This window comes from Cellvibrio sp. (genome assembly GCF_039207905.1).
In the GTDB taxonomy this organism is placed as follows: Bacteria; Pseudomonadota; Gammaproteobacteria; order Pseudomonadales; family Cellvibrionaceae; genus Cellvibrio.
This window is the reverse complement of the sequence record NZ_JBCECX010000007.1, coordinates 39,206-61,978: the sequence shown is the minus strand read 5'-3', so window position 1 is coordinate 61,978 and position 22,773 is coordinate 39,206. Positions and strand designations below refer to the sequence as shown.

15 protein-coding genes and 1 pseudogene are annotated in these 22,773 nt (G+C 46.7%); 7 read left to right on the top strand and 9 right to left on the bottom strand.

The features are described from left to right. Positions 1 to 112 precede the first annotated feature (112 nt). The gene (locus AAGC78_RS05760; protein ID WP_435783095.1) at positions 113 to 3,760 is read right to left on the bottom strand and encodes a discoidin domain-containing protein; all 3,648 of its coding nucleotides are present in this window, start codon (positions 3,758 to 3,760) and stop codon (positions 113 to 115) included. Between the two features lie 873 nt (positions 3,761 to 4,633). Between AAGC78_RS05760 and AAGC78_RS05755 the strand changes: the two are divergent. The 3 genes and pseudogenes from AAGC78_RS05755 to AAGC78_RS05745 form a co-directional block, all read left to right on the top strand. Then, positions 4,634 to 5,311 (top strand): annotated as a pseudogene (locus tag AAGC78_RS05755) (glycoside hydrolase family 97 N-terminal domain-containing protein); the annotation flags it as partial. Further along, the gene (locus tag AAGC78_RS05750; protein WP_435783176.1) at positions 5,285 to 6,517 is read left to right on the top strand and encodes a glycoside hydrolase family 97 catalytic domain-containing protein; all 1,233 of its coding nucleotides are present in this window, start codon (positions 5,285 to 5,287) and stop codon (positions 6,515 to 6,517) included. The pseudogene AAGC78_RS05755 and the gene AAGC78_RS05750, both read left to right, overlap by 27 nt. A gap of 245 nt (positions 6,518 to 6,762) precedes the next feature. Further along, positions 6,763 to 7,779 carry a LacI family DNA-binding transcriptional regulator gene (locus AAGC78_RS05745; protein ID WP_435783094.1) on the top strand — a complete coding sequence of 339 codons (1,017 nt, stop codon included), beginning with the start codon at positions 6,763 to 6,765 and terminating at the stop codon, positions 7,777 to 7,779. Positions 7,780 to 7,863: 84 nt separating this feature from the next. Here AAGC78_RS05745 and AAGC78_RS05740 read toward each other — a convergent pair whose 3' ends face one another. After that, positions 7,864 to 8,769, bottom strand: coding sequence for a hypothetical protein (locus AAGC78_RS05740; protein WP_435783093.1), 906 nt, complete (start codon positions 8,767 to 8,769; stop codon positions 7,864 to 7,866). A 227-nt stretch (positions 8,770 to 8,996) separates the two neighbouring features. Further along, positions 8,997 to 9,587: a glutathione S-transferase family protein gene (locus AAGC78_RS05735; protein WP_435783092.1), complete on the bottom strand. Its 591-nt coding sequence runs from the start codon at positions 9,585 to 9,587 to the stop codon at positions 8,997 to 8,999. A 147-nt stretch (positions 9,588 to 9,734) separates the two neighbouring features. On the opposite strand from AAGC78_RS05735, the gene AAGC78_RS05730 reads away from it, so the two are divergent. Continuing rightward, positions 9,735 to 11,600 carry an ankyrin repeat domain-containing protein gene (locus AAGC78_RS05730; protein WP_435783091.1) on the top strand — a complete coding sequence of 622 codons (1,866 nt, stop codon included), beginning with the start codon at positions 9,735 to 9,737 and terminating at the stop codon, positions 11,598 to 11,600. A gap of 78 nt (positions 11,601 to 11,678) precedes the next feature. Here the strand turns inward: AAGC78_RS05730 and yjfF are convergent, their stop codons facing one another. The 6 genes from yjfF to AAGC78_RS05700 all read right to left on the bottom strand — a co-directional run bounded on the left by yjfF (position 11,679) and on the right by AAGC78_RS05700 (position 18,968). After that, on the bottom strand, positions 11,679 to 12,641 hold the full coding sequence (yjfF, locus tag AAGC78_RS05725; protein ID WP_435783090.1) for a galactofuranose ABC transporter, permease protein YjfF: 963 nt from the start codon (positions 12,639 to 12,641) through the stop codon (positions 11,679 to 11,681). Beyond that, complete coding sequence (locus tag AAGC78_RS05720) at positions 12,634 to 13,653, bottom strand: ABC transporter permease (protein ID WP_435783089.1); 1,020 nt, start codon at positions 13,651 to 13,653, stop codon at positions 12,634 to 12,636. The genes yjfF and AAGC78_RS05720 overlap by 8 nt, the downstream gene beginning before the upstream one ends. Positions 13,654 to 13,703: 50 nt before the next feature. Then, positions 13,704 to 15,200, bottom strand: coding sequence for a sugar ABC transporter ATP-binding protein (locus AAGC78_RS05715; protein WP_435783088.1), 1,497 nt, complete (start codon positions 15,198 to 15,200; stop codon positions 13,704 to 13,706). A gap of 212 nt (positions 15,201 to 15,412) precedes the next feature. After that, positions 15,413 to 16,357, bottom strand: coding sequence for an ABC transporter substrate-binding protein (locus AAGC78_RS05710; protein WP_435783087.1), 945 nt, complete (start codon positions 16,355 to 16,357; stop codon positions 15,413 to 15,415). Between the two features lie 64 nt (positions 16,358 to 16,421). Further along, entirely contained in the window at positions 16,422 to 17,192 is a 771-nt protein-coding gene (locus AAGC78_RS05705) for an SDR family NAD(P)-dependent oxidoreductase (protein ID WP_435783086.1), read from the bottom strand. Between the two features lie 12 nt (positions 17,193 to 17,204). After that, positions 17,205 to 18,968 (bottom strand): IlvD/Edd family dehydratase, encoded by a 1,764-nt coding sequence (locus tag AAGC78_RS05700; protein WP_435783085.1) that lies wholly within the window; start codon positions 18,966 to 18,968, stop codon positions 17,205 to 17,207. 301 nt (positions 18,969 to 19,269) lie between these two features. On the opposite strand from AAGC78_RS05700, the gene AAGC78_RS05695 reads away from it, so the two are divergent. The 3 genes from AAGC78_RS05695 to AAGC78_RS05685 all read left to right on the top strand — a co-directional run bounded on the left by AAGC78_RS05695 (position 19,270) and on the right by AAGC78_RS05685 (position 22,737). Further along, a complete protein-coding gene (locus AAGC78_RS05695) occupies positions 19,270 to 20,244 on the top strand; it encodes a glycoside hydrolase family 43 protein (RefSeq protein WP_435783084.1) in 975 nt (324 codons plus the stop codon). A 121-nt stretch (positions 20,245 to 20,365) separates the two neighbouring features. Beyond that, positions 20,366 to 22,045, top strand: a complete 1,680-nt coding sequence (locus AAGC78_RS05690; protein WP_435783083.1) for a ribulokinase — start codon at positions 20,366 to 20,368, stop codon at positions 22,043 to 22,045. Beyond that, the gene (locus AAGC78_RS05685; RefSeq protein ID WP_435783082.1) at positions 22,045 to 22,737 is read left to right on the top strand and encodes an L-ribulose-5-phosphate 4-epimerase; all 693 of its coding nucleotides are present in this window, start codon (positions 22,045 to 22,047) and stop codon (positions 22,735 to 22,737) included. The genes AAGC78_RS05690 and AAGC78_RS05685 overlap by 1 nt, the downstream gene beginning before the upstream one ends. Positions 22,738 to 22,773 lie beyond the last annotated feature (36 nt).

Sequence of the window (22,773 nt, the reverse complement as noted above, 5' to 3'; positions counted from 1 at the left end):
TGGATAGAAATCAGATTGAAAAATGTTGGATTATGAAAAACGTTGGTTTATGGGAAATTAACCGCGATAAAAAGAGGAGCCATGTGGCTCCTCCTTTTTTGTGCACCGAAAATTAATTATTGATAATTAAATTAAATCCAGTTTGGACAAAGTTAGTATTCGGGTTGGCGACGTTGCTGGTCGTCAAACCGTTAAAGGTTGCAGTGCCGTTATTGGTATAGGTGTAAATTGCTGCACCCAAATGCGGGCCTGCGAAACGCGATGTAGTTACCCCATCTTTACCTGTGCCATTAATTTTGATGTTGTTAAACACCACATTTTGGAAGCCGCCGCTGTAACCCATTTGCACTGCACTGCGTTGGGTATCGTAAATATCAATATTGGAAATAGTGACGTTACGAATCGGATCGCTCGATGCTTCCAAATCAATTGCACCGCGCTCACCGCCCCAGGTATCCAGACTGGTTCCGCTTCTGATGATGGTGCTGTTGGTAAATTCAATTCCGGTATTGTTTTGGAAGTGATAACCGGGGAATACCGTGTTCATACGGAAGCCGGAGCTGCCGATGCCATCCACAATTAAATTGTAAGAGGCTTTGTGGCCGCTACCACCGAAGAACGCAATACCCGCCGCGCGCCAGTTAAATTCAATGGTGTTGTAAGTGAACACATTGTTAACACCAGCTGGCGCTGCATTAACGTTGCTTGTCCACACCGCAAGGCCATCATCACCGTTATTGCGGATGCTGCTGTTACGCACGGTTGAATTACTGGTTCCCTGCGCGAAGTTAACACCGTCGGCCAGGTTGTTTCTGATGCGGCTATTTTCGATAATCAAACCATCGGCAATAATCGCTGGCGTGTGTGCGTAATCGCCCACCCAGAATCCGCATTCAAAATGTTCTACCCACACGTTGTGCACTTTGGAGTTTTTACCAAAGTTATCCATAAAGCCTTTATAGATTGCACCTTCGTGATAGCGCGAACGCAACATGGAATTCATATACAGATGACCGAAATCCAATTGTCCCGCAACACGGAAAGAAATTCCTCCGCCAGCAACATTGGGATTGGTGAATTGGATATTGGTATGCCACATACCGGCGCCGCGAATAGTTATGTTATTAATTTTATTGGCCACTGAACCTATCACCCACATATTGCTCAAGTGGAAAGTACCAGAGGGGATGTAGAGGGTTTGGTTGTTGGTTACTGCAGCAGTGACAGCGGCATTAAATGCAGCAAGGTCATCATTGCCATCGTTGGCAATCGCACCAAAATCAGTAACGGAAACTGAGTTGGCAGGACGTGCAATAACAGCTGGCACTGATTCAATTTCAAGGAAGTCCACACCGTATTCCAAATTATCGCCGTTAGCTTTGACGATGCGAATAACATCGCCTGGCTGCAATGCGGTGCTCAACTTCCAATGCACTTCATCAAAACGGAACAGTGGATTTCCGCCGCCGGGCGCATCGGCAGGGTGGCCGCTACCTGCGTTGAAATATTGGTAGTTGTAGTAAGACGTGAGCGAAATTGTTTGTGCTTTTACGCCATTCACCAACACATCCAGTGAACCATTCAGACCCATACCATTGCTTGAATCCGGCATAGTGAAACGCATGGTTACACCTGCACCACCTTCACCGGGACGTACTGTCCATTGCGCATAAGAACCGTTGGATGGTAGCGCGATATACGCTTGGCCCGATGCTTCTGCCGCAGTCAGTGTCTGGATAAAAGTGGGCGCAGTTTTGAGTTGCGCACCGCCACCATAGGTTGCGTGTTCGGTGTCATAACGTTTGTAAGGAACTTGCGCACCGTGAGTGCCGTTTGGCTCCCAGGGTTCACCGTCGCCACCGCCGTTACCTTCTTCGGTTGTGGTTGCGGTTACTTGATTGCTCGCAGTGGAATTACCGTATTGGTTCACTGCAACTACGGTGTAGTTGTAATTGGTAACCGGTGTTAAACCCGTATCTTCATAAGTGGTGCCTGAAACGGTTCCTGCCAGAGTAGTGCCGCGCATAATGCGATAACTGGTTGCACCGGATGCTGCATTCCACGCGAGGAAAACGGAGGATGCTGATGTGCCGGTTACACGTAAATTTTGCGGCGTTGATGGTGGCACCGGATCAGGATAACCATGCACTTCAAATTCAGATAGTTGCGCTGCAGACCAACCGGTGTTGCCAGTCACGTTGATGCGCACATAACGCGTTGCTGTTTCAGTGAAATTAATGGTGACGGTATTGGCGGATGCTGGATTGAATACGTAACCATTTGAATTCACCAGATTAGTAAATGCAGTGCCATTGCTGCTACCTAACACCGACAAAGTTTGTGTGCGTGTTGCCCACGCAGTGTCATTCGGTAATTTTAAAACCACTTTGCTCACGCGATGGGTGCTGCCCAAATCGATGGTGAGTGTTTGCGGGAAGGCGTTGTTATTACTTTCCCAATAAGTTGCCTGATTATTATCAACAGCATTGCCAGGTGGTGTGTGACCGAGTGATGTGCTCGCCGTAACCGGTTTGCCACCAGACACTTTTACCACTAATGGATTTTGGTTGTTGCTATCAGTAGTCACACTTACGCTGTTACTTTGCGCCGAGCTACCCGCCGCATTAAAGGCTCGCACGGTGTAGGAATAGGTGGTGGATGCACTCAGGCCACTATCGGTATAGGTGGTGCTGGTTGTGGTAGTGACTAAATTGCCATTGCGTAAAATTTCATAACCATTAGCACCACTCGCTGCTGTCCATGACAACGAAACACTTGATGTGGTTTTACCGGTTGATAAAAGATTTTGCGGCACGGCCGGTAAACCCGGTGTGGTGTCGTTATTGAATTGCAACCAGTTCACATTGAATAAACCACCGGCGGCATTACCTTTGAAAACCAGATACAAATTGTGTGTGCCAGTCACAGATACATTGGCAGTTTTGGTTGTCCAGCTTTGCCAGCCGCCGGTATTGGTTATCGCGATGGTGCCAATCAGTGAGCCACTGATTCCTCCCAAACGCATTTCAATCGTACCGCCTGCCGTATCTGTTGCGACACGTGCATTCACTTTGGTTGCGCCGGTACCAAAATTCACATTGTTAAATGCAACCCAATCGCCATCTTCAATCCAACCGATATTGCTGCCACCACCGCTATCGGTTGTGGTTTCGGTTTGTATCCCGCTCATGGTGTTGTAAGAAGTTGCTTTGATTTGTGCGAATGCATCGCGCGGTGGCGTTTGGTTATCGCCATAGACTTCCAGTTCAGAAATTTGTGCTGCAGGCCAGCCGGTGTTGCTGGTGACATTCAAGCGCACATAGCGCGCACTGCTGCTGGGTACATTGATGTTGACGATATTGCTACTGCCGGGTACGAAATTGTAATTGGCGGCGTTCACCAGTGTGGAATAACTCGAGCCATTTACGCTGCCGGAGACTGCAATATTTTGTGTGCGTGCGCCCCAGTTTGACGGCAATTTCAAACGCACCTGATTAACGTTATAGGCACTACCTAAATCGACGGTGAGTGTTTGCGGGAATGCATTGTTATTACTTTCCCAATAGGTGCCTTGATTGCCATCGATAGTATTACCTGCACCGTAGACATCAACGCTGCTGGAGACAGTAGCGGTTTTACCTTGGGCGAGATTGGTTTGTGCATGCACGCTGGTAGCGAGCAAGCAGGGCAGGCTGATCATGCTAATGATCGCCCCCTGTTTCAGAAGGCTGCAGAGCCGATTTGGGTTGATGTTTTTCATAGTGGATTTCCTCATTGTTATTAAATGCCTTTTTAAATACATGATTTCATGTAAGCGCATAGTGATTAGCCGCTTTGGTCTATCACAATGGAGTTACGCCAATGAATCTGTGCGAACGATTTATCTACAGCGAGTCAGTACAAAATTATTGTTATAAAACTGGAAGTGTACGTTTATGTGCCAAACGCAAATCGGTGGATCTACTGCATTATTTTTAACAAAGACAATTTTTATTTTTATGATCCTGGATTAAAAAATTTATCCCGGACTGAAATTATCTTAATGATAGAAAAAGGTCCGTGTCTAGATGAAAAACTACACAATCAAAAGCTGAAATCGATTTCTTTTTTTTGAAAACGTTGCCATTTTTTAATTTGTGGATGGCGTTCACGCTAGCGTTTTTGGGTGTGGCTAAAAGTGCGTGGCACTGCTGCATTTGCACTTTTATTTCTGAAATCGTTTTCAGAAATTTGAAAACGATTTCTTTTTTAAAAACAAGGTTTTAGCGCTAGACAGCTAGTAAATCCTGCTATTAAATTGATTGTTATCTGCAGGAATAAACGCACATTGATACTGCATATTTACGACATAGGATTACGACGTAGAGTTACGACATAGGATTTGTGAGCGACCAGTATCAGGTTTATGGCGTAGTGAACAGGCAGCACAATTAATAATGACGATGCCAATGTTCCTGTTGTCACAACAACAATTTCATCATCAAGACTAAAAGCAATGAAAAAAATACTTATGGTTCTTATCGCCTCGTGGGTTTCTACCGCTGCAACCGCCCAGACACCGGCTGCCAGCCTTTCCTCACCAACTAACACCCTTGGGGTTAAGGTTTATTTGTAACCTGCAGGTGAACCCAGATCTAGCGTTTCCTATAAGGGTAAGGATTTGGTTGCCAACTCGCGCTTGGGTTTTGAATTAAAAAACCAGCCGGCATTGGCGAATGGATTTAAATTGGTGTCCGCTAAAACCAGCCGCTTTGACCAGACATGGGAGCAGCCTTGGGGTGAAGAGCGTTTTATCCGCAATCATTACAATCAACTGCGTATTGCATTGCGTGAAGCTAGCGGCGCAAAGCGCAAACTTGATGTGGTGTTCCGCGTGTACGATGACGGAATTGGTTTTCGTTATGAATTTCCCGAGCAAGCATCGCTATCGTCAATTGACATTGTCCGTGAGTTGACGGAATTCAATATGGCTGCCGATCACACCGCCTGGTGGACGCCAGGGCAAGCGGGCAACCAATACGAATATCTCTATCGCCAAACACCGATAAGCAAAATGGGTTTGGTGCATACACCGGTAACGCTGAAAACCGCAGCGGGAACATACATCGCCCTGCATGAAGCTGCGCTGCATAATTATTCCACTATGAATGTAACTGGCGCCGAGGGCGGAAAAATCAGTGCGACCCTCGTTCCTATTTCCAAAAATGTGCCCACCGCCGTAAAACTTCAGGCTCCCGCGGTAACGCCTTGGCGCACTTTGCAAGTGGAGGATTCCGCTACCGATTTGATCACCAATTACCTCACCTTGAATTTAAACGAGCCGAATAAATTGGGCGATGTCTCCTGGATCAAACCGGCGAAATATGTCGGTATCTGGTGGGAATTGCATTTGGAAAAAACCAGTTGGAAATCCGGCCCTACTCACGGTGCAACAACTGCCAACACCAAAAAATATATCGACTTTGCAGCAAAACATGGTTTCGCTGGCGTATTGGTTGAAGGCTGGAATAAAGGCTGGGATGGAGAATGGTGGCTACCCGGTGGTGGCAACGCTTTTAATTTTTATACACCTACACCGGATTTCGATGTAGAGGAGTTAAGCCGCTATGCGAAACAAAAAGGCGTTTACATTATTGGTCATCATGAAACTGGCGCAGCGATTGAAAATTATGAAAGCCAACTGGATGACGCATTCGATTTTCTTGAGCGTTACGGCATGAAGGCTGTCAAGACCGGTTACGTTGAAACCGGTGAGGAATTGGTCAATGGTTTATATCACCACGGTCAATTTTATGTGAACCATGCGCAGCGTGTTATCGATGTTGCAGCCAAACATAAAATCGCAGTGGTTGCACATGAAACGGTAAAAGATACCGGTGAGCGCCGCACCTATCCCAATATTATTTCGCGCGAAGTAGCGCGCGGTCAGGAATACGATGCCTGGTCGGCCGATGGTGGTAATCCGCCCAATCACACCGCAATTATTCCGTTCACTCGCATGCTGTCTGGCCCAATGGATTTCACGCCCGGTGCATTTGAGCTGACTTTGCCATCGCGTCCCAACAATCAGGTAAATACCACGCTCGCAAAACAATTGGCTTTGTATGTGGTGGTTTATTCTCCGGTGCAAATGGCTTCCGATTTACCCGAGCATTATGAGCAACATCCCGATGCATTCCGTTTTATTAAAGATGTTGCGGTTGATTGGGAAACTACCAAAGCCCTCGGTGGTGAAATTGGCGAATATGTGGCGATTGCCCGCAAAGCACGTGCGAGTGACAACTGGTTTGTTGGCGCACTGACCAATGAAAACGCGCGCGGTTTGAAACTCAAAATGGATTTCCTTGATGCCGGTAAAAAATATGTTGCCCGCATTTATCAGGATGGAAAAACTGCGCACTACGCAAAGAATCCAGGTAGTTATGAAATCAGGGAAATGGATGTCTCCCGTGGCGATGAAATTTCACTGCAGTTGGCTCCTGGAGGTGGCGCTGCCATTAGCCTGATCGCCAAGTAATTGATTGTTTTGTCATGAGTTAGTGTTAAACCGTAGTCTCTCCCTTGCTTGGGGCAGTTGTGAATAGCCGTCCGGGAATGTGTCTTTCCTGTATTGCTGTGGTATCACACTGCTCCTTTTTTATTTGCGGGGATCGGCTGTATGTCTTTGTGCCCACCTTCCTTTTTACTAATCGCTAAAAAGTGCTAGCCTTAGCCTGTCAGACACGACGACAAATCCATAACAACAAAAAATAGGCCATCGACATGATAGGAATCAAAGATATCGCCAAAGAGGCGAAAGTTTCCCCCGCTACAGTTTCGCGCGTGCTGCGCAATCCGGATCTGGTGACTGAAGATAAACGCACTCGCGTACTGGAGGTCGTTAAGCGCACTGGTTATACCCCCAATAGTCTCGGCGTCAGCCTGCGCATGTCCAAGACTTATAACCTGGTTGCGATAATCCCCGATGCGATTAGCGTGTTTAATTATCCGGTAATCCGCGCGATTGAAAGTATCGCATTGCAAAATGGCTATTCACTTCTTCTTGGAGATACCCAGGAGATGGAGAGCCGTGAGCGTTCCTTTGCCAATATGGTGCGCTCGCGCCAAGCGGACGGGATTTTATTATTTTGCTCGCGTTTACCGTTTGACATTGACCCCGAGCGCACTTTGGCTGAGCAATTGCCGCCAATAGTAAATGCCTGTGAACCGGTGGATGTAGATGGCATCCCCAGCGTGAATATCGACAACACTGCTGCGGCAGAAGATGCGGTTAATTATTTGCTCAGTCTTGGGCATAAACGCATCGGTGTGATTGCAGGCAATATGACATCGCCGAGTACGATTGCGCGTTTGAATGGCTATAAAAAAGCGTTGGAAAGTGCGGGAATTTCTTTTGACGAACAATTAATCCAGATTGGTGATTACGCACTTTCAGGTGCGGCAGAAGCAACACGAAAGTTGGCGAATCTGACTAATCGCCCCACTGCTATTTTTGCATTCAGTGATGAAATGGCAATGAGTTGCATGTCTACACTGCATCATATGGGCTTTAAAATTCCGGATGATTTTTCGGTGATGGGTTTTGATAATATTCGCTACGCTGAATATTGCAGCCCGGGGCTTACGACCATTGCGCAGCCTATGACAGAGATTGGGATTACCTGCATGGAATTATTATTGCCGCAATTGAATGGTGAGCCTATGACACCCGTCAAGCGCATTTTGCCGCATAGTTTAATTGTGCGGGAAAGTACTGGCTTGGCTCCGCAATTAATATAATCCGTTTAACTCTGCGACTTTATTTTCTCGTCTTCTGACATTGCTCGGGGCGAGGAAATATTTGTTGTAGCTTTGTTATCAATATTATGGCGCAGGCGGGTTAAGTAAAACCCAATTCTTCACTTGCGGATGAAAAAATCCGCACTCTTCATAAGCGCGCTGGATAATTTTTTTCTGCTCTAACAATTCAATCCCTTTTATCAGTGCATTAAAAACTTCTTCTCCTTGCGGATGATTTTTGCTCACTGGCCAGTGGCGGCTTCCAGGTAATGCGACTTTAATTCCAGGAATCGGAACCAACTCCAGATTACCCACAACAACTTTCATTTCGGGATTTACTTGAAATGGCGCGAGGGTAAAGTCAGCTCGCTTGGCTGCAACCATCCGGGCAATTTGCACCCAGTAAGTTGAGAATTGGACTTTTTTAACTCCCAGCGCAGTGAGCGTTTTCACATCAGCATTCCAGTGAGCATTGGATGCAGCGCTCAGGTGTTGAACTTTTTCCAAGGTGTTTGCAGTTAACGCGCGTTGGTTATCTGCGCGAGTATAAAGCCCGGCAATAAATTCACCTTCTTTCACTATCGCTTTGGTTTTAAATAAATGAGTGGTGTAGGGCTTTATATCTTCCCTCCACATAAGTGCGCCGGATAATGCTACTTGACCATCTGCGACTAATTTCAAAATTCGCAGATAACTGTTTTCCGGCCGCAGCGTTACCTTTCCTTTGAAACCGCCTAAATCCAATGCCTGTTGCAGCAACACTATTTCAATTACATCGCGCCGCGCACCCGGGCCGCCAAAATAATTGATCAATAATGGATCACGTTCACCTACAAACAATTGATAGTCGGTAATGATGTCTTCATCTACCGCTGCAACGATAGTGGCACTGGCAATCGCCATTTGCGATATTGCCGCCAACAGCAGAGCCATCACCATTGTCAGCCAATGATAGTTGTGCGCCAAAACAGAGCGGATCAATTTTTTCACACAGATGACTCCTTGGGTAATCCCGGGACTTAACTCTGTAATACCAGAAATTGGCTACAGTTTTTATTATTAGTACTGGATGCTATAAATGAAGTGGATAACTATGCCAAATAAAAATGATTTAGCTGCATCATAGCCCACAGTTAATGGCTCTGCATCTGTCGCTTTTAGACTTGGTGGAAAGTGGGAGTGATTAGTTTAAACAGAAGTTATTTAATAGGTGAGGTTTACGTATAAATATCAAGGCTAGTACCTTCAATTTTACATACATCCACAATCGATTTCCGTTTGGCCATCACCTGCAAATAGCGCCCCAGATTGGGGAAAGACAATGGCGGCTTTTTCAGGCCGCTGCTCCAGTGCAGTAGCATAAATAAGATAAAATCACATGCACTTGGCTTGTCACCCAGAAGGAACTCTTTACCCTCCAGTTCCTGATCGATTAACGTCAGCATATCTATCACTCGCTGTTCTTGCGCTTGTTTTATATCTTCATGGTTAGAAGTTGCGGTGGTGTGTTTTTGCGGATAAAAATAAACCATTAATTCCGGCTGCAAAGAGGCATTCAAATAAAATAACCACTGATAAAACTTTGCCCGCTTGATAGTCTCTTGTTCGGGAATGAGCTTTTTATCGGGATGCTGTTCGCAAAGAAATAAACAGATAGCCGCGCTTTCATAAATAGGCTGGTCATCAAAAACCAATGTAGGAATTCTGCCGGTGGGATTAAGTTTTAAATACTCTGGATTCTTCTGCGCTTCGGTTTTTCTATCAACTAAAATTAACTCATAATCCAATCCCATTTCCGCCAACAACATATGCGGCGCCCAGCTGGCATTGCGGGGGGTAGTAGAATAACTTATACATCGGTGTTCCTTACTGCTATGGTTATAGTTTTTTAAATAATAGTTTATATACTTCTAACTGCTAGTTTGAATTGCTACTTAATGACAAGAGGACGTCACGTGATTTTTTTTGTGAATTATCAACTTCAGCTCAGATTACTACTAAACGCAATGTTTGTATCCTTCGTTATTGGTTTTCCTGTGGGGACGGTAGCCAATGCTTTCGAGCCCTACATAATTGAAGGTGATAGCGAGTCATTATGCGGTTTAGCCTTGGATCATTATCGTAAAGCCTTTCGCTCCAATCAGACCGTAGTAACCGAGCTTGTGTCTGAAGAGATAAAAGTGCCTGAGTTTACGATCACTCCGTTGGAGCAGGATGCCGGTGTGCTGCAGATGGCAAATATAGCGATTGATGGGAAACAGCTGATTCTTGCATATCATAAGCGTATGCATAGTTGGCGGGGTGATATTTACTCTGGCTATTTGGTTTCGCATGGAGATCTACCTGATTTGGTTCGTCAACTAGAAACTGGAGGAGAGGCGGGAGCGATAAAGCCTTTTTATCCCGCTGCTGGCGGTTTTGCTTGGATCCAGGAAATTCCATTTGAATATAAAGGAAATTGGTTCCTAACGGAAAGCGGCTCTAATTTTGATGAAAATAACGGGCTCAGGAATGTTTTTTCGGTAGATAGTGCAGGTGGTTCAACAAAAGTTTGCGCAATAAAAATTTTTGATAGTTTTGATGTGACTAAAATTGAGAATTCTTCATCATTACCCTTTTTCTCTGCTTATGTTAAGTCAATGGAAAGAATCATGCTGTCCCCTGGTCATTGCGGCACTTCTCATCCAGAGGTTGGTGCAGCAAGGAACGGTCGGCTTTTTGTTTCCCAAGCGATATATAGGCCCTGGAGTTTGAAGTTTGAGCAAGAACGATATGCTCCCTCTAAAAAATTGCTGCAAGAGCATTTTGATCAATGGCGTTACGGAGATATGTGGAGCTACAGGGAGCGAGATGTTCTTGAAAATTTGAGAATAGATGCCCAGCTAGAGTTGTCGCAGTATTTACAATCAAAGTTTTCTTATGCAATAGACATGGCAAATAATCTTGCTGCATCAATCTTGCAGGAAATGAATATTCGGTATTACTCCTTGGCATCGTTTGAAAATACTGGAGTTGATTTTTCTCGATACCAACAATTGGTTGATGGTTCTTTCACTAATTGGGCGTTGTTTGTGCAAGAGATTAGCGATGATGAACAAAAAATAATATTTCCAGCGTTTTCTTTAATAGTTGATAATTCATGGCTTATTGAAACTTTGCCCCAGCGAAAAAAGGCTGAAAATTTTCTCACTCAATATGACAAGGATTTATTGATGGTCGCTGCTCATATGAATAATTATGATGCAGTAAAGTATTTAGTTGACCAAGGGTGGTCTCTTGAACGTGTAACAGTTAACGAAGATGACCCTTGTTGGAATGGGCCTTCACGGGTAAATCGTAGCGCGCTTACTTATGCTGTTGAAAATGGTTCCTTACATTTAATAAATTATTTGATTAAAGCAGGAGCAAATCCTGCAATTATTGATTCGGAAAAAAACGATCTACAGTATTACTTGCAAAAAAACCCGCGCTTTACCCAAGCTGAAAAAGGCATGGGTTTGTCGGGCTTGCTAAAAAATATGCAACTAAATTCAAAGATTAGTCCTAGCTATTCGTGCAATGGTAATTTGAACATAATTGAAAAAACGATTTGCAGCAGCGAGGGTTTGTCTATTTATGATGTCGAATTAAGGAATGCATATAAAAAGGCAATATCGATTAATAGTGTTTCAGCTTTTGTAAAGAAGAGCCAAATAAGATGGATTGGAGAACGTGGAAAATCCTGCGGTAAATTAACCGAGAATAGACAGCTAACAGCATGCATTGCACAAACAACCAGGGCTAGAATCCGTTATTTGGAGAGTCTGGTTGAATCTTTCTAATTCGTAGATTAATTATGAATTTAAAAAAGCCCAAGGCGTCACCTCGGGCTTTTTTATTTTGATGGTATTCCGTTGTGGCTATCGCGGTTTAGTTCGAACCAACAGTTGCTGCAACGCAATAAAACAAAACAGTAATCCACCAATCACAATCTTGGTCCACCAACTGCTTAGAGTTCCGTCGAAAGAGATGTAGGTTTGTACTACACCCATGATGAGCACGCCCATCAAAGTGCCGAACATATAGCCGTAACCACCGGTTAATAGTGTTCCGCCGATAACCACTGCGGCGATTGCATCCAGCTCGACACCGACGGCAGCGAGGGAGTAGCCGGAGAAGGTGTAGAAGGAATAGACGATACCGGCGAGAGTGGCGAGAAACGCGCTGATTGCATAAATGCGGATGGTGGTGTGTGCAAGTGGAATGCCCATGAGCGCAGCGGAGTTGGCATCGCCACCGACGGCGTATACGCGGCCACCGAAGCGGGTGTAGTGGGCGATAATAATGGCGGCCACTAATACCAGCAAGCAAATAATCGTGGAGCTGCCGATCCAGGCATCACCAAAAACTTCAAAACCGAATGCAGAAACCTGGTTATAGAATTCGTGTTCGATGGGAATAGATTCTTCACTGATCACACTTGCCAAACCGCGCGCAAAAAACATTCCCGCCAAGGTGACGATGAACGGCTGCATTTTGTAGTAGTGGATGATCGCGCCCATGATTGCGCCGAATGCGGTGCCGCCAATCAATACGATTGGAAAAACTACCAGCGGATGCCATTGGTATTTGCTGATCAATACGCTGCATACCACACCGGTGAGTGCGATAACGGCACCGACAGACAAATCGATTCCGCCGGATAAAATCACAAAGGTCATGCCCACGGCCGCGATAATCAAAAAGGCGTTGTCGCTGAGCAAATTAAAAAAGACGCGCGGGGTTCCGAATCCTTCAAATTGAATAGCGCCAACGCCAAACAATAAAAAGAATAAACAGCAGGTTACCGCGAGTGGAATAAATTTAGGATTCAACTTAAGCACGTTTGGCCTCCTTCTTCTTCGCCCAGAAGTTAAGCTGGCCTAATTGTTTTTGGAACAGCGGTGATTGCATTAACAACACGATAATGATCGCGCTAGCTTTGATCAGCAGATTAAATTTCGGTGGAATACCGCTGAGAATAATTGTCACCGTAAGAGTCTGAATAATCAGCGCCCCAATCACAGCGAGGAAAATAGAAAAGCGTCCGCCCATTAGCGATGCTCCACCAATCACTACCGCGAGTATCGCATCCAACTCTAACCACAAACCGGCGTTATTTGCATCAGAACCTTTGATGTCCGCCGCTGCAATCATTCCCGCAAGTGCAGCGCAAAGCCCGGCTACACAATACACGCTCATCTTGATCGCTTTTGCATTCAGGCCCATGTAATGACTCGCTGATGGGTTCGCACCCACAGCTTCAATGTACAAACCCAATGCGGTTCTGCGCGTTAATAATTGCACTACGATAAAGGTGATGATCACCAACACCACCGGGAAGGGTAGGCCGAGAAAATCGCCAGTACCTAAAAATGAAAAACCAGCGTGATCGAAGGTGACGATTTGTCCTTCATTCATCAGCTGCGCAATACCGCGACCGGCTACCATCAAAATTAATGTGGCAACAATCGGCTGGATACTCATATACCCCACGAGTAAGCCATTAATGGCTCCGGCGATTAAACCGGCGAGCAAACCTGCACCGATAATAATTGCGAGGTTATCAACACCCTTGGTGATGTAATAGGCGCTGGCGGCGCCAGCGATTGCCATGATCGAACCAACTGACAAATCGACACCACCGGTTGCAATCACTAATGCCATACCAATCGCAAGCAACGCAACGGGCGCTGCACGATTCAATACATCGATCAGGCTGCCGTAGAAGCGGCCATCTTTAAATTCAATCTGAAAAAATTCCGGTGCAATTATCGCGTTGATAATCAACAGCACCAGTAAACCGGCGCAGGGCCACAAATAGCGGCGCAGGTTTTGGTTTTGGCTCAGGTTCATAAGTTTCTCTTCAATAATTTTTTGCGGTATCGGTTAACCCACAATAATCATTAGCTCGCAGCGATCGCTTGCATAATCCGCTGCGGGTTAATGTCATCACCTTCAAGTTCGGCCACTTTGTTGCGGTCACGCAATACGATGACTTTGCTACTAAATGCCACTAGCTCTTCCAGCTCCGACGACGCTACTACTAACGCCAAACCCTGATCGCAAAGTTTGCGGATCAAACGGATAATTTCAGCGTGGGCACCGATATCGATTCCGCGTGTAGGTTCATCGAGAATCAACAGCGACGGATTTGCCGCAAGCCAGCGCGCCAGAATCACTTTCTGTTGGTTGCCGCCACTTAATTGTTCAATCGGTTTTTCAATATCCGAAGTCGCAATACTCAATTCTTTAACGTATTGGTTGGCGATGGCTTCCTGTTCTTTGCGCGAAATAAATTTCCACCAACCTTGTTTAATCTGGCGAGCGAGAATCATATTTTCACGAATAGAAAGTTGACCGAGGATGCCGTCGTGTTTACGGTCTTCAGGGCACAGGCCCATGCCAGCAGTAATCGCATCGCGCGGCGAATTGAAATTCACCGTATTGCCATTAAAGGTCACTGAGCCGTTGTGCTTTTTATCTACCCCAAAAATCAAGCGGCACAATTCGGTGCGGCCTGAGCCTAACAAACCAGCGAGTCCAACCACTTCACCTTTGCACACCTGTATATCGGTTGGTGATAAGGTTGCTTTGCGAGCGAGGCCTTGAATATCCAATAATGCATCGCCGCATTCGCTATTGGTTTGCGGTTTGTGTTCGCCCAGTGCGGCAAGTTCTTTTCCAAGCATATGACCGATCAATTCACTGCGCGACAAGGTGGCAGTTTCAAATTCACCGACCAATTGCGCGCTGCGCAACACAGTGATGCGGTCGCATACTGCATAAACCTGATCGAGAAAGTGCGTCACAAACGCGATCCCGATACCGCGCGCTTTTAAATCGCGCATAATGCGGAACAGCGATTGAACTTCTTCTGCATCAAGGCTCGCGGTAGGTTCATCGAGGATCAACACCTTGGCCGACATATCCACACCGCGCGCAATCGCAATCAATTGCTGTACGGCGATGGAGAAATGCGAAAGGGGTAGGGTGACATCGATATCAAGATCGTAACCCTTGAGCAGTTGTGCTGCGTCCTGGTTTACTTTTTTCCAATTGATCAAACCAAAACGGCGTGGCTCACGGCCGAGATAAATATTTTGCGCAACCGTGAGGTTGGGCAGCAAATTCACTTCCTGATACACAGTGCTAATGCCAAGCGCTTGCGCATCGCCAGTGTTGTTGGGAAAAATTGGTTTTCCATCCAATAAAATATCGCCGCCGTCGCGCTGGTAAACACCGGTCATCACTTTGATAAGGGTAGATTTACCCGCGCCATTTTCACCGAGCAACGCGTGGATTTCACCCGCGCGCAAACAGAGATTCACACCTTTCAGAGCGTGGACGCTGGGAAATATTTTATGAATTCCCTTGAGCTGTAAAACTGGAGTCGTGTTCATTTGTTAAATCGCTTTTGTTTTTAGGGAATAGCACATACTTTCAGAGTGCTAGCGAATAGCGTTGGTCGACCGTCTGAGGCATGGACGACCCACATGGATGTGGGAAGTGTCTCGTCGCGCCGGGAGCGCAAAGAGACGGCCGAAGTCGAGCCTACATGGACGTATTTACGGCGTGTCGTCCAACTCTATTCGTTAGTGCTCCTGCTCAGAAATTATTTCGCCCCACGCTTCGCCAATTCAGCAGCCGCATTTTCTTGCGTATACACAGCGCCGCCCATGCGAATCCATTTATCAAATTCTTTTTTACCATTGCGATATTCATTGATCACATCAAACGCCGGGCCGCCGAGATGCGGACTCAACTCAACCGACACATTAATATCACCCGCCACAATAGATTTCAGCGCATCGTCTACCGCATCTACCGACACAATCAAAATATCTTTACCTGGTTGCAAACCGGCTTCACGCACTGCCTGAATTGCACCCAATGCCATTTCATCGTTGTGCGCCCAAATTGCGCATACGCCTTTGCCACCACCTTGCGCTTTCAACATGGTTTCCATCACCTCTTTACCTTTGGCACGGGTAAATTCAGCGGTTTGGCTACGCACGATTTTGGTTTCAGGAAATTTAGCGATGGTATCGTTAAAACCTTTCATGCGACCGATGGCTGCACTTGAACCTACAGTACCTTGCAGTTCGAGAATGTTGCACTTGCCCTGGGTTTTATCGGTAAGCCATGTAGCTGCGCGCTGACCTTCTACTTCAAAGTCTGGTGCGATACGAGTGAGATAAAGTGATTGATCGGTAACAGAAACATTGCGATCCAAAATCACTACCGGAATGCGCGCGCGTTTTGCTTCCATCAACACTGGCTGCCAACCGGTTTCAACTACTGGTGCAATCAAAATGGCATCAACACGCTGCGCAATAAAACTGCGTACTGCTTTAATTTGGTTCTCTTGTTTTTGTTGTGCATCGGAAAATTTCAGCGTGATGCCGCGCTTCTCCGCTTCCGCTTTCACCGATTCAGAAAAGCTGGTGCGCCAACCGGATTCGGAACCGACCTGTGCAAAACCAACGGTCAATGCATTGGCGGTTGCGCTGAGGCCGATGGCGGCGGCTAGTGTCAGGGTCTTGAAGATAGTTTTCATATTATGTCCTCGTGTAATTAAATTATTTATATTGCTGTAATACGCCCAAGTCTTTGCTCGGGATTTATATCCATCCACCATCCACAATAAAGTGTTGGGCGGTACATAAACGGCTATCATCCGATGCCAAAAATAAAGCCATCGCACTGATGTCTTCCGGCATCACTGATTTTTTTAAACATTGATTATCTAAAATACTTTTTGCCGCTTTATCTTTGGTGAGCATTGCCATCTGGCGATCTGTCATCACCCAGCCGGGCACGAGAGTGTTTACGCGAATATTGTCACTGCCCATATCGCGTGCGAGTCCGCGCGTCATTCCTTCTATCGCCGCTTTAGAGCTGGTGTAACCCGGCATGCCACCTTGGGTTGCATACCAACTCATGGAGCCGAGATTAATAATGGAGCCACCGCCTAGTTCAAGCATGTGTTGATAAACTGCTTGCGCCGCAAAAAAGTGGTGCCGTAAATTTACCGCGAGCCGTTCGTTCCAGTAATCGACGGTGACCTCGCGGAAATCGTGGCGTGTGTCATTTGCTGCGTTGTTTACTAACACATTGATGGGTCCGACATCGTTGTAAATCTGTTTTATGGTCGCCTGCAATTTGGGAATATTTAATAAGTTGCAGCGATAATAGCGCGGTGGTGTGGTGTCAGCGCGATGACTTAATTGCTCAACCAGTTTTTGTGCATCGTCATCGCGGATATCGATAAAACACACTTGTGCGCCCTGCAAACAAAACGCTTCCACCAGATTGGCACCTATGCCGGAAGCGCCGCCGGTAATCAACACGATTTTATATTTCAAGCTGGGATATTGATTGGTGAGTGTCATAGCCGCATCACCTCAATGAGAGTGGCCGGGCACTGCAGCGCCACGGCAACCCACAAGAAAATCAAAATCGCAGCCTTCGTCGGCCTGCATCACATGTTCAATATACAACTGCAAATAGCCGCCAGTTTTCTGGTGGATTTTTTGTTGCCGCAACGCATCCAAGCGCGCACTAATTTCGGCTGCGCTGACTTCCAATTCGAGTGAGCCTGCTTCGGCATCCAATGCAATCCAATCACCATCTTGAACCGCAGCGAGCGGGCCAAACTCTTGCGCTTCGGGTGCGACATGCAACACCACTGTGCCAAACGCAGTACCGCTCATACGCGCGTCGGAAATGCGTACCATATCGGTAATTCCTGCGCGCAATAATTTCGGAGGCAACCCCATGTTGCCCACTTCCGGCATACCAGGATAGCCCTTGGGGCCGCAGTTTTTTAATACCATAATGCTATTGGCATCGACATCGAGTGCTTCATCCATAATGCGCTCTTTGTAATGATCAAAACTTTCAAACACTATCGCGCGGCCGCGATGTTTCATTAAATGCGGTGATGCTGCACTGGGTTTTAATACCGCGCCGCGCGGTGCAAGGTTGCCGCGCAGAATACAAATACCTCCGCTGCTGCACAGTGGATTATCGAACGTGCGAATAACGTCATTGTTGTAGCAGGGTGCTTGTTGGTTATTTTCCCAGAGTGTTTTTCCGTTCGCGGTTAAACAGTCTTTATTTAATAAATTTGCATCGCCCAAGCGTTTTAGCACTGCCGGTAAACCACCGGCGTAATAAAAATCCTCCATTAAAAATTCGCCCGATGGTTGCAAGTTCACCAGTGTGGGAATTTGTTGGCCGTAGGTTTGCCAATCTTCAAGGGTGAGTGGCAACTCCATGCGCGCGGCAATCGCTTTTAAATGGATCACCGCATTAGTGGAGCCACCAATTGCGGCAGTGGTGCGGATTGCGTTGATTAAGCTTTCGCGGGTGAGCAGCTGCGAGATGCGCAGATCTTGCTGCACCATTTCCACAATGCGCATACCGGAAATATACGCGAGGGTTTTGCGGCGTGCATCGACAGCGGGAATCGCTGCATTTTGCGGGAGTGATAAGCCGAGTGATTCAACCATACACGCCATGGTCGATGCGGTACCCATGGTGTTGCAAGTGCCGGTCGAGCGGGACATATCCGCTTCGGCATCCATAAATTCCTGCAGGGAAATTTTTCCCGCTTTGTAATCTTCGCTCATGCGCCACACCAGTGTGCCCGAGCCAACATCTTTACCTTTGTGTTTGCCGTTGAGCATAGGGCCACCGGTGACAACAATAGTAGGGAGATCACAACTGGCGGCACCCATCACTAATGCCGGAGTGGTTTTATCGCAGCCAACTAATAACACCACGCCATCGATAGGATTACCGCGAATCGATTCTTCTACATCCATCGCCGCCAAATTGCGAGTGAGCATTGCACTGGGGCGGAGATTGGATTCGCCATTGGAGAACACTGGAAATTCCACCGGAACACCGCCGGCTTCAAGGATGCCGCGCCTGACACTCTCGGCGAGATCGCGGAAATGGCTATTGCAAGGCGTGAGTTCGGACCAGGTGTTGCAGATGCCGATGATGGGTTTGCCCTGGAATTGATGTTCAGGAATTCCCTGATTCTTCATCCAGCTGCGATACATAAAACCGTTTTTGTCCTGGGTGCCGAACCATTGGGCACTTCGCAGCGGCTTTTTCGCTGGGGCAGACGCTTTTTTTGTCTTATTATCTTGGTTCATACAGGGCTACATCTTTATAAAGCCACAGCTATGGCAGGATCAGCTCCAACTTTATCCCAGTAAGAGCATCAATTATTATTAAAGTCATACAATATAAAAGCTGCGATCATTAGCAGCAATCCTAATTACGCAGGTTTACGCAGAGAAAATGGACGATAAGCGAAGCTGACAAAACTTTTCGTTTAAGATACTTGCTTTAATTGTATTATAATATCAATATAAATCAACCCCTGCAAATAGGGGTAAATCTGCCAATCAGTGCCTTACCCATCTGAGCACAATAAGAAGAGAGAGGATCACCATGCGTTCATTCATTCGCCCCCTTGTTGCGGCACTAGCCACTTGTTGCGCCTTTTCCGCCCAGGCTGCCAACCCGATTTTTACCGACGTGTTTACCGCTGACCCTGCTGCCCTCGTCCACAAGGGCAAGGTGTATCTCTATGCGGGCCACGACGAAGCGAAGGACAACACCAAATTTTTTGAGATGCACGATTGGTTGGTCTGGTCGTCGGATGACATGGTCAATTGGGAATCCCACGGCCCACGCCTGCATGTGAAAGATTTCAAATGGGCAAAAGGTGATGCCTGGGCGAGCCAAGTGATTGAACGCAATGGCAAGTTTTACTGGTACATCACCGCGCGCCATAACGATACCAAGCCCGGTTTTGCGATTGGTGTAGCAGTAGGCGATAGCCCGCTCGGCCCATTTAAAGATGCGCGCGGCAAGGCGTTGATTACTAACGATATGACCAGCGATACTCCTAATGATTGGGATGATATCGACCCCTCTGTGTTCATTGATGATGATGGTCAGGCCTATTTGTTTTGGGGTAATACCAAGGCTTATTACGCCAAGCTAAAGTCCAATATGATCGAGCTTGATGGCCCGATTGTGCCAATCACAACCCTGCCGGAATTTACCGAGGCGATCTGGGTGCACAAATATAAGGACAACTATTACTTGTCCTACGCGATGGGCTTCCCGGAAAAGTTGGGCTACGCGATGAGCAAGAGCATTAAGGGACCATGGGAGTACAAGGGCATCCTGAATGAAGTTGCGGGCAATACCCCTACCAACCATCAGGCGATTATCGAATTCAACAACAAGCATTACTTCATTTATCACACGGGCGCAGGCCGTCCTGATGGTGGCCAATACCGTCGTTCAGTGGCGATTGATGAGCTGTTTTATAACCCGGATGGCACCATCAAGCGCATCATTATGACCAGCGAAGGTGTAACCGCTAATAAGGCTGTGAAACCCGCTAAAAAATAAGCATTTAAAGCACTCCGACACCCCGTGAAACCAATTGACACGGGGTTATCTTATCTGAATAATATTGTCATACAATATTAATATCCTCTTGTGAGGCAATAGTATAAAAATGGGTAATGTTATGACCTCTTATGCCTTGGGGCTGGATTATGGTTCTGACTCCGTCAGAGCGCTGTTAGTAGATGCCCTTACCGGTAAAGAAGTAACCAGCAACGTGGTTTATTACCCGCGCTGGAAAAAAGGCTTGTACTGCATTCCGGCGAAAGATCAGTTCCGCCAGCATCCGCTCGATTATCTGGAAAGCCTTGAACAAGTTGTTCAAGGTTTATGGCGCACTGCACCTGCCGGTGCTGCGCAGCAAGTTGTCGGTATTAGTTTTGACACTACTGGCTCAACGCCAATTGCCGTTGATAGCGAAGGTGTTGCACTCGCTCTCAAACCAGAATTTGCAGAAAACCCCAATGCGATGTTTGTGTTGTGGAAAGACCACACTGCAATTAAAGAAGCGCAAGAAATTACCGCTGCTGCAAATAAATCTGTTGAGAATTATTTGAAATACGAAGGTGGAATTTATTCGTCAGAATGGTTCTGGGCGAAAACCTTGCACGTATTGCGTGAAGACGCGGCCGTCGCTAAAGCCGCTTACTTGTGGGTTGAGCATTGCGATTGGATGTCTGCAGTTTTGACTGACACCACACACCCAAGCAAATTGCGTATGGGGCGTTGCGCCACTGGTCACAAATTAATGTGGCACGAAAGCTGGGGCGGTTATCCACCCAATGATTTTTTTGCTGGCATAGATCCTCTATTAAATGGCCTGCGTGATCGTTTACCGGCAGAGACATTTACCTCCGACAAAATCTGCGGTGGCCTCACCGCAAAATGGGCAGGCAAACTTGGCTTACCAGTAAACACTCCCGTTGGTTTCAGCGCATTCGATTGCCACATGGGCGCCGTTGCTGCAAAAGTAAAACCGGGTGTACTCACCAAAATTATGGGCACGTCTACCTGTGATATTACCGTCGCAACTTATGGTGATATTGGTGATAAATGCATCGCCGGTATTTGTGGCCAGGTTGATGGTTCGGTAACGCCGGGCTTTGTCGGTTTGGAAGCAGGGCAATCCGCCTTTGGTGATTTGTACGCATGGTTCCGCAATCTGGTAAATTGGCCAGTTACCAATATCCTGCAGCATTCATCATTGTTGGATGAAGAAACCAAACAAAAACTTGCGCAAGAAATTGAAGATAAAACCCTTATCGAATTAAGCAATGCTGCGAGCAAACTTGCGATAGGTGAAGCGGGTATTACTGCACTCGATTGGGTCAATGGTCGCCGCACTCCAGACGCTGACCAATCTGTTGCTATGGCTATTGCTGGTTTGAAAATGGGCAGCAACGCGCCGCAAATTTTCCGCGCACTGGTTGAAGCAACTGCATACGGCGCACGCGCAATTATTGAACGTTTCAAGCAGCAAGGTGTGGCGATCAATTCGGTAGTGGCGATTGGCGGCATCTCCAAAAAATCTGATTTTGTAATGCAAACCTGTGCCGATGTGTGGAACTGCCCAATCGAAGTATTGGACAGTGAACAAAGCTGCGCATTGGGCGCTGCGATTTTTGCGGCGGTTGCTGGCGGTGTTTATCCCGATGTGGAAAGTGCACAAAAAGTGATGGCATCTGGCGTGAGCAAAATCTATCAACCTAACGCGCAAGCAGCAGCGACCTACGAGAGTTTGTACCAGCAGTATTTAGCACTGGCGACATTTGAAAATAATCGCGCTTCAGGAGGTCAGGCTTAATGAGCTACACCGAATTAAAACGCGAAGTATTTGAAGCAAACATGGAATTAAACCGCCGTAATCTGGTGGTTTATACCTGGGGTAATGTATCGCAAATTGATCGAGCCAAAGGCGTGATTGCAATCAAGCCAAGCGGTGTCGCTTACGAAGTAATGACACCGGACGATATTGTTGTTGTGGATTTGGAAAACAAAATCGTTGAAGGAAAGATGCGTCCCTCTTCTGATACCAAAACCCACACGCATTTGTATCGTCATTTCGATGTTGTTGGCGGTGTGACTCACACTCACTCAACTTACGCTACCGCTTGGGCGCAAACCCAGCAGTCTATTCCTTGTTACGGCACCACTCATGCTGATTACGCCTACGGCGAAATTCCTTGCACAGCGGTGATGACTGACGAACAAATCGAACGCGATTACGAAGAAGAAACCGGTGTGCAAATCACCGATTGTTTTAAGGATCGCAGCCCGAAAGAAGTGCCCATGGTCATTGTTGCCGGTCACGCACCTTTTACCTGGGGTAAGAACGGTGCCGATGCGGTTTACCACGCAGTGATTTTGGAAGAGATCGCGCGCATGGCCTATTTGACCAAGACATTGCAACAAAACACTGCGCCGTTGAAACAAGGCATTGTGGATAAACACTATTTGCGCAAGCACGGAAAAAATGCCTATTACGGGCAAAAGTAATAAATCGTTATTTGAATACGTAGACCAGCAAGGATT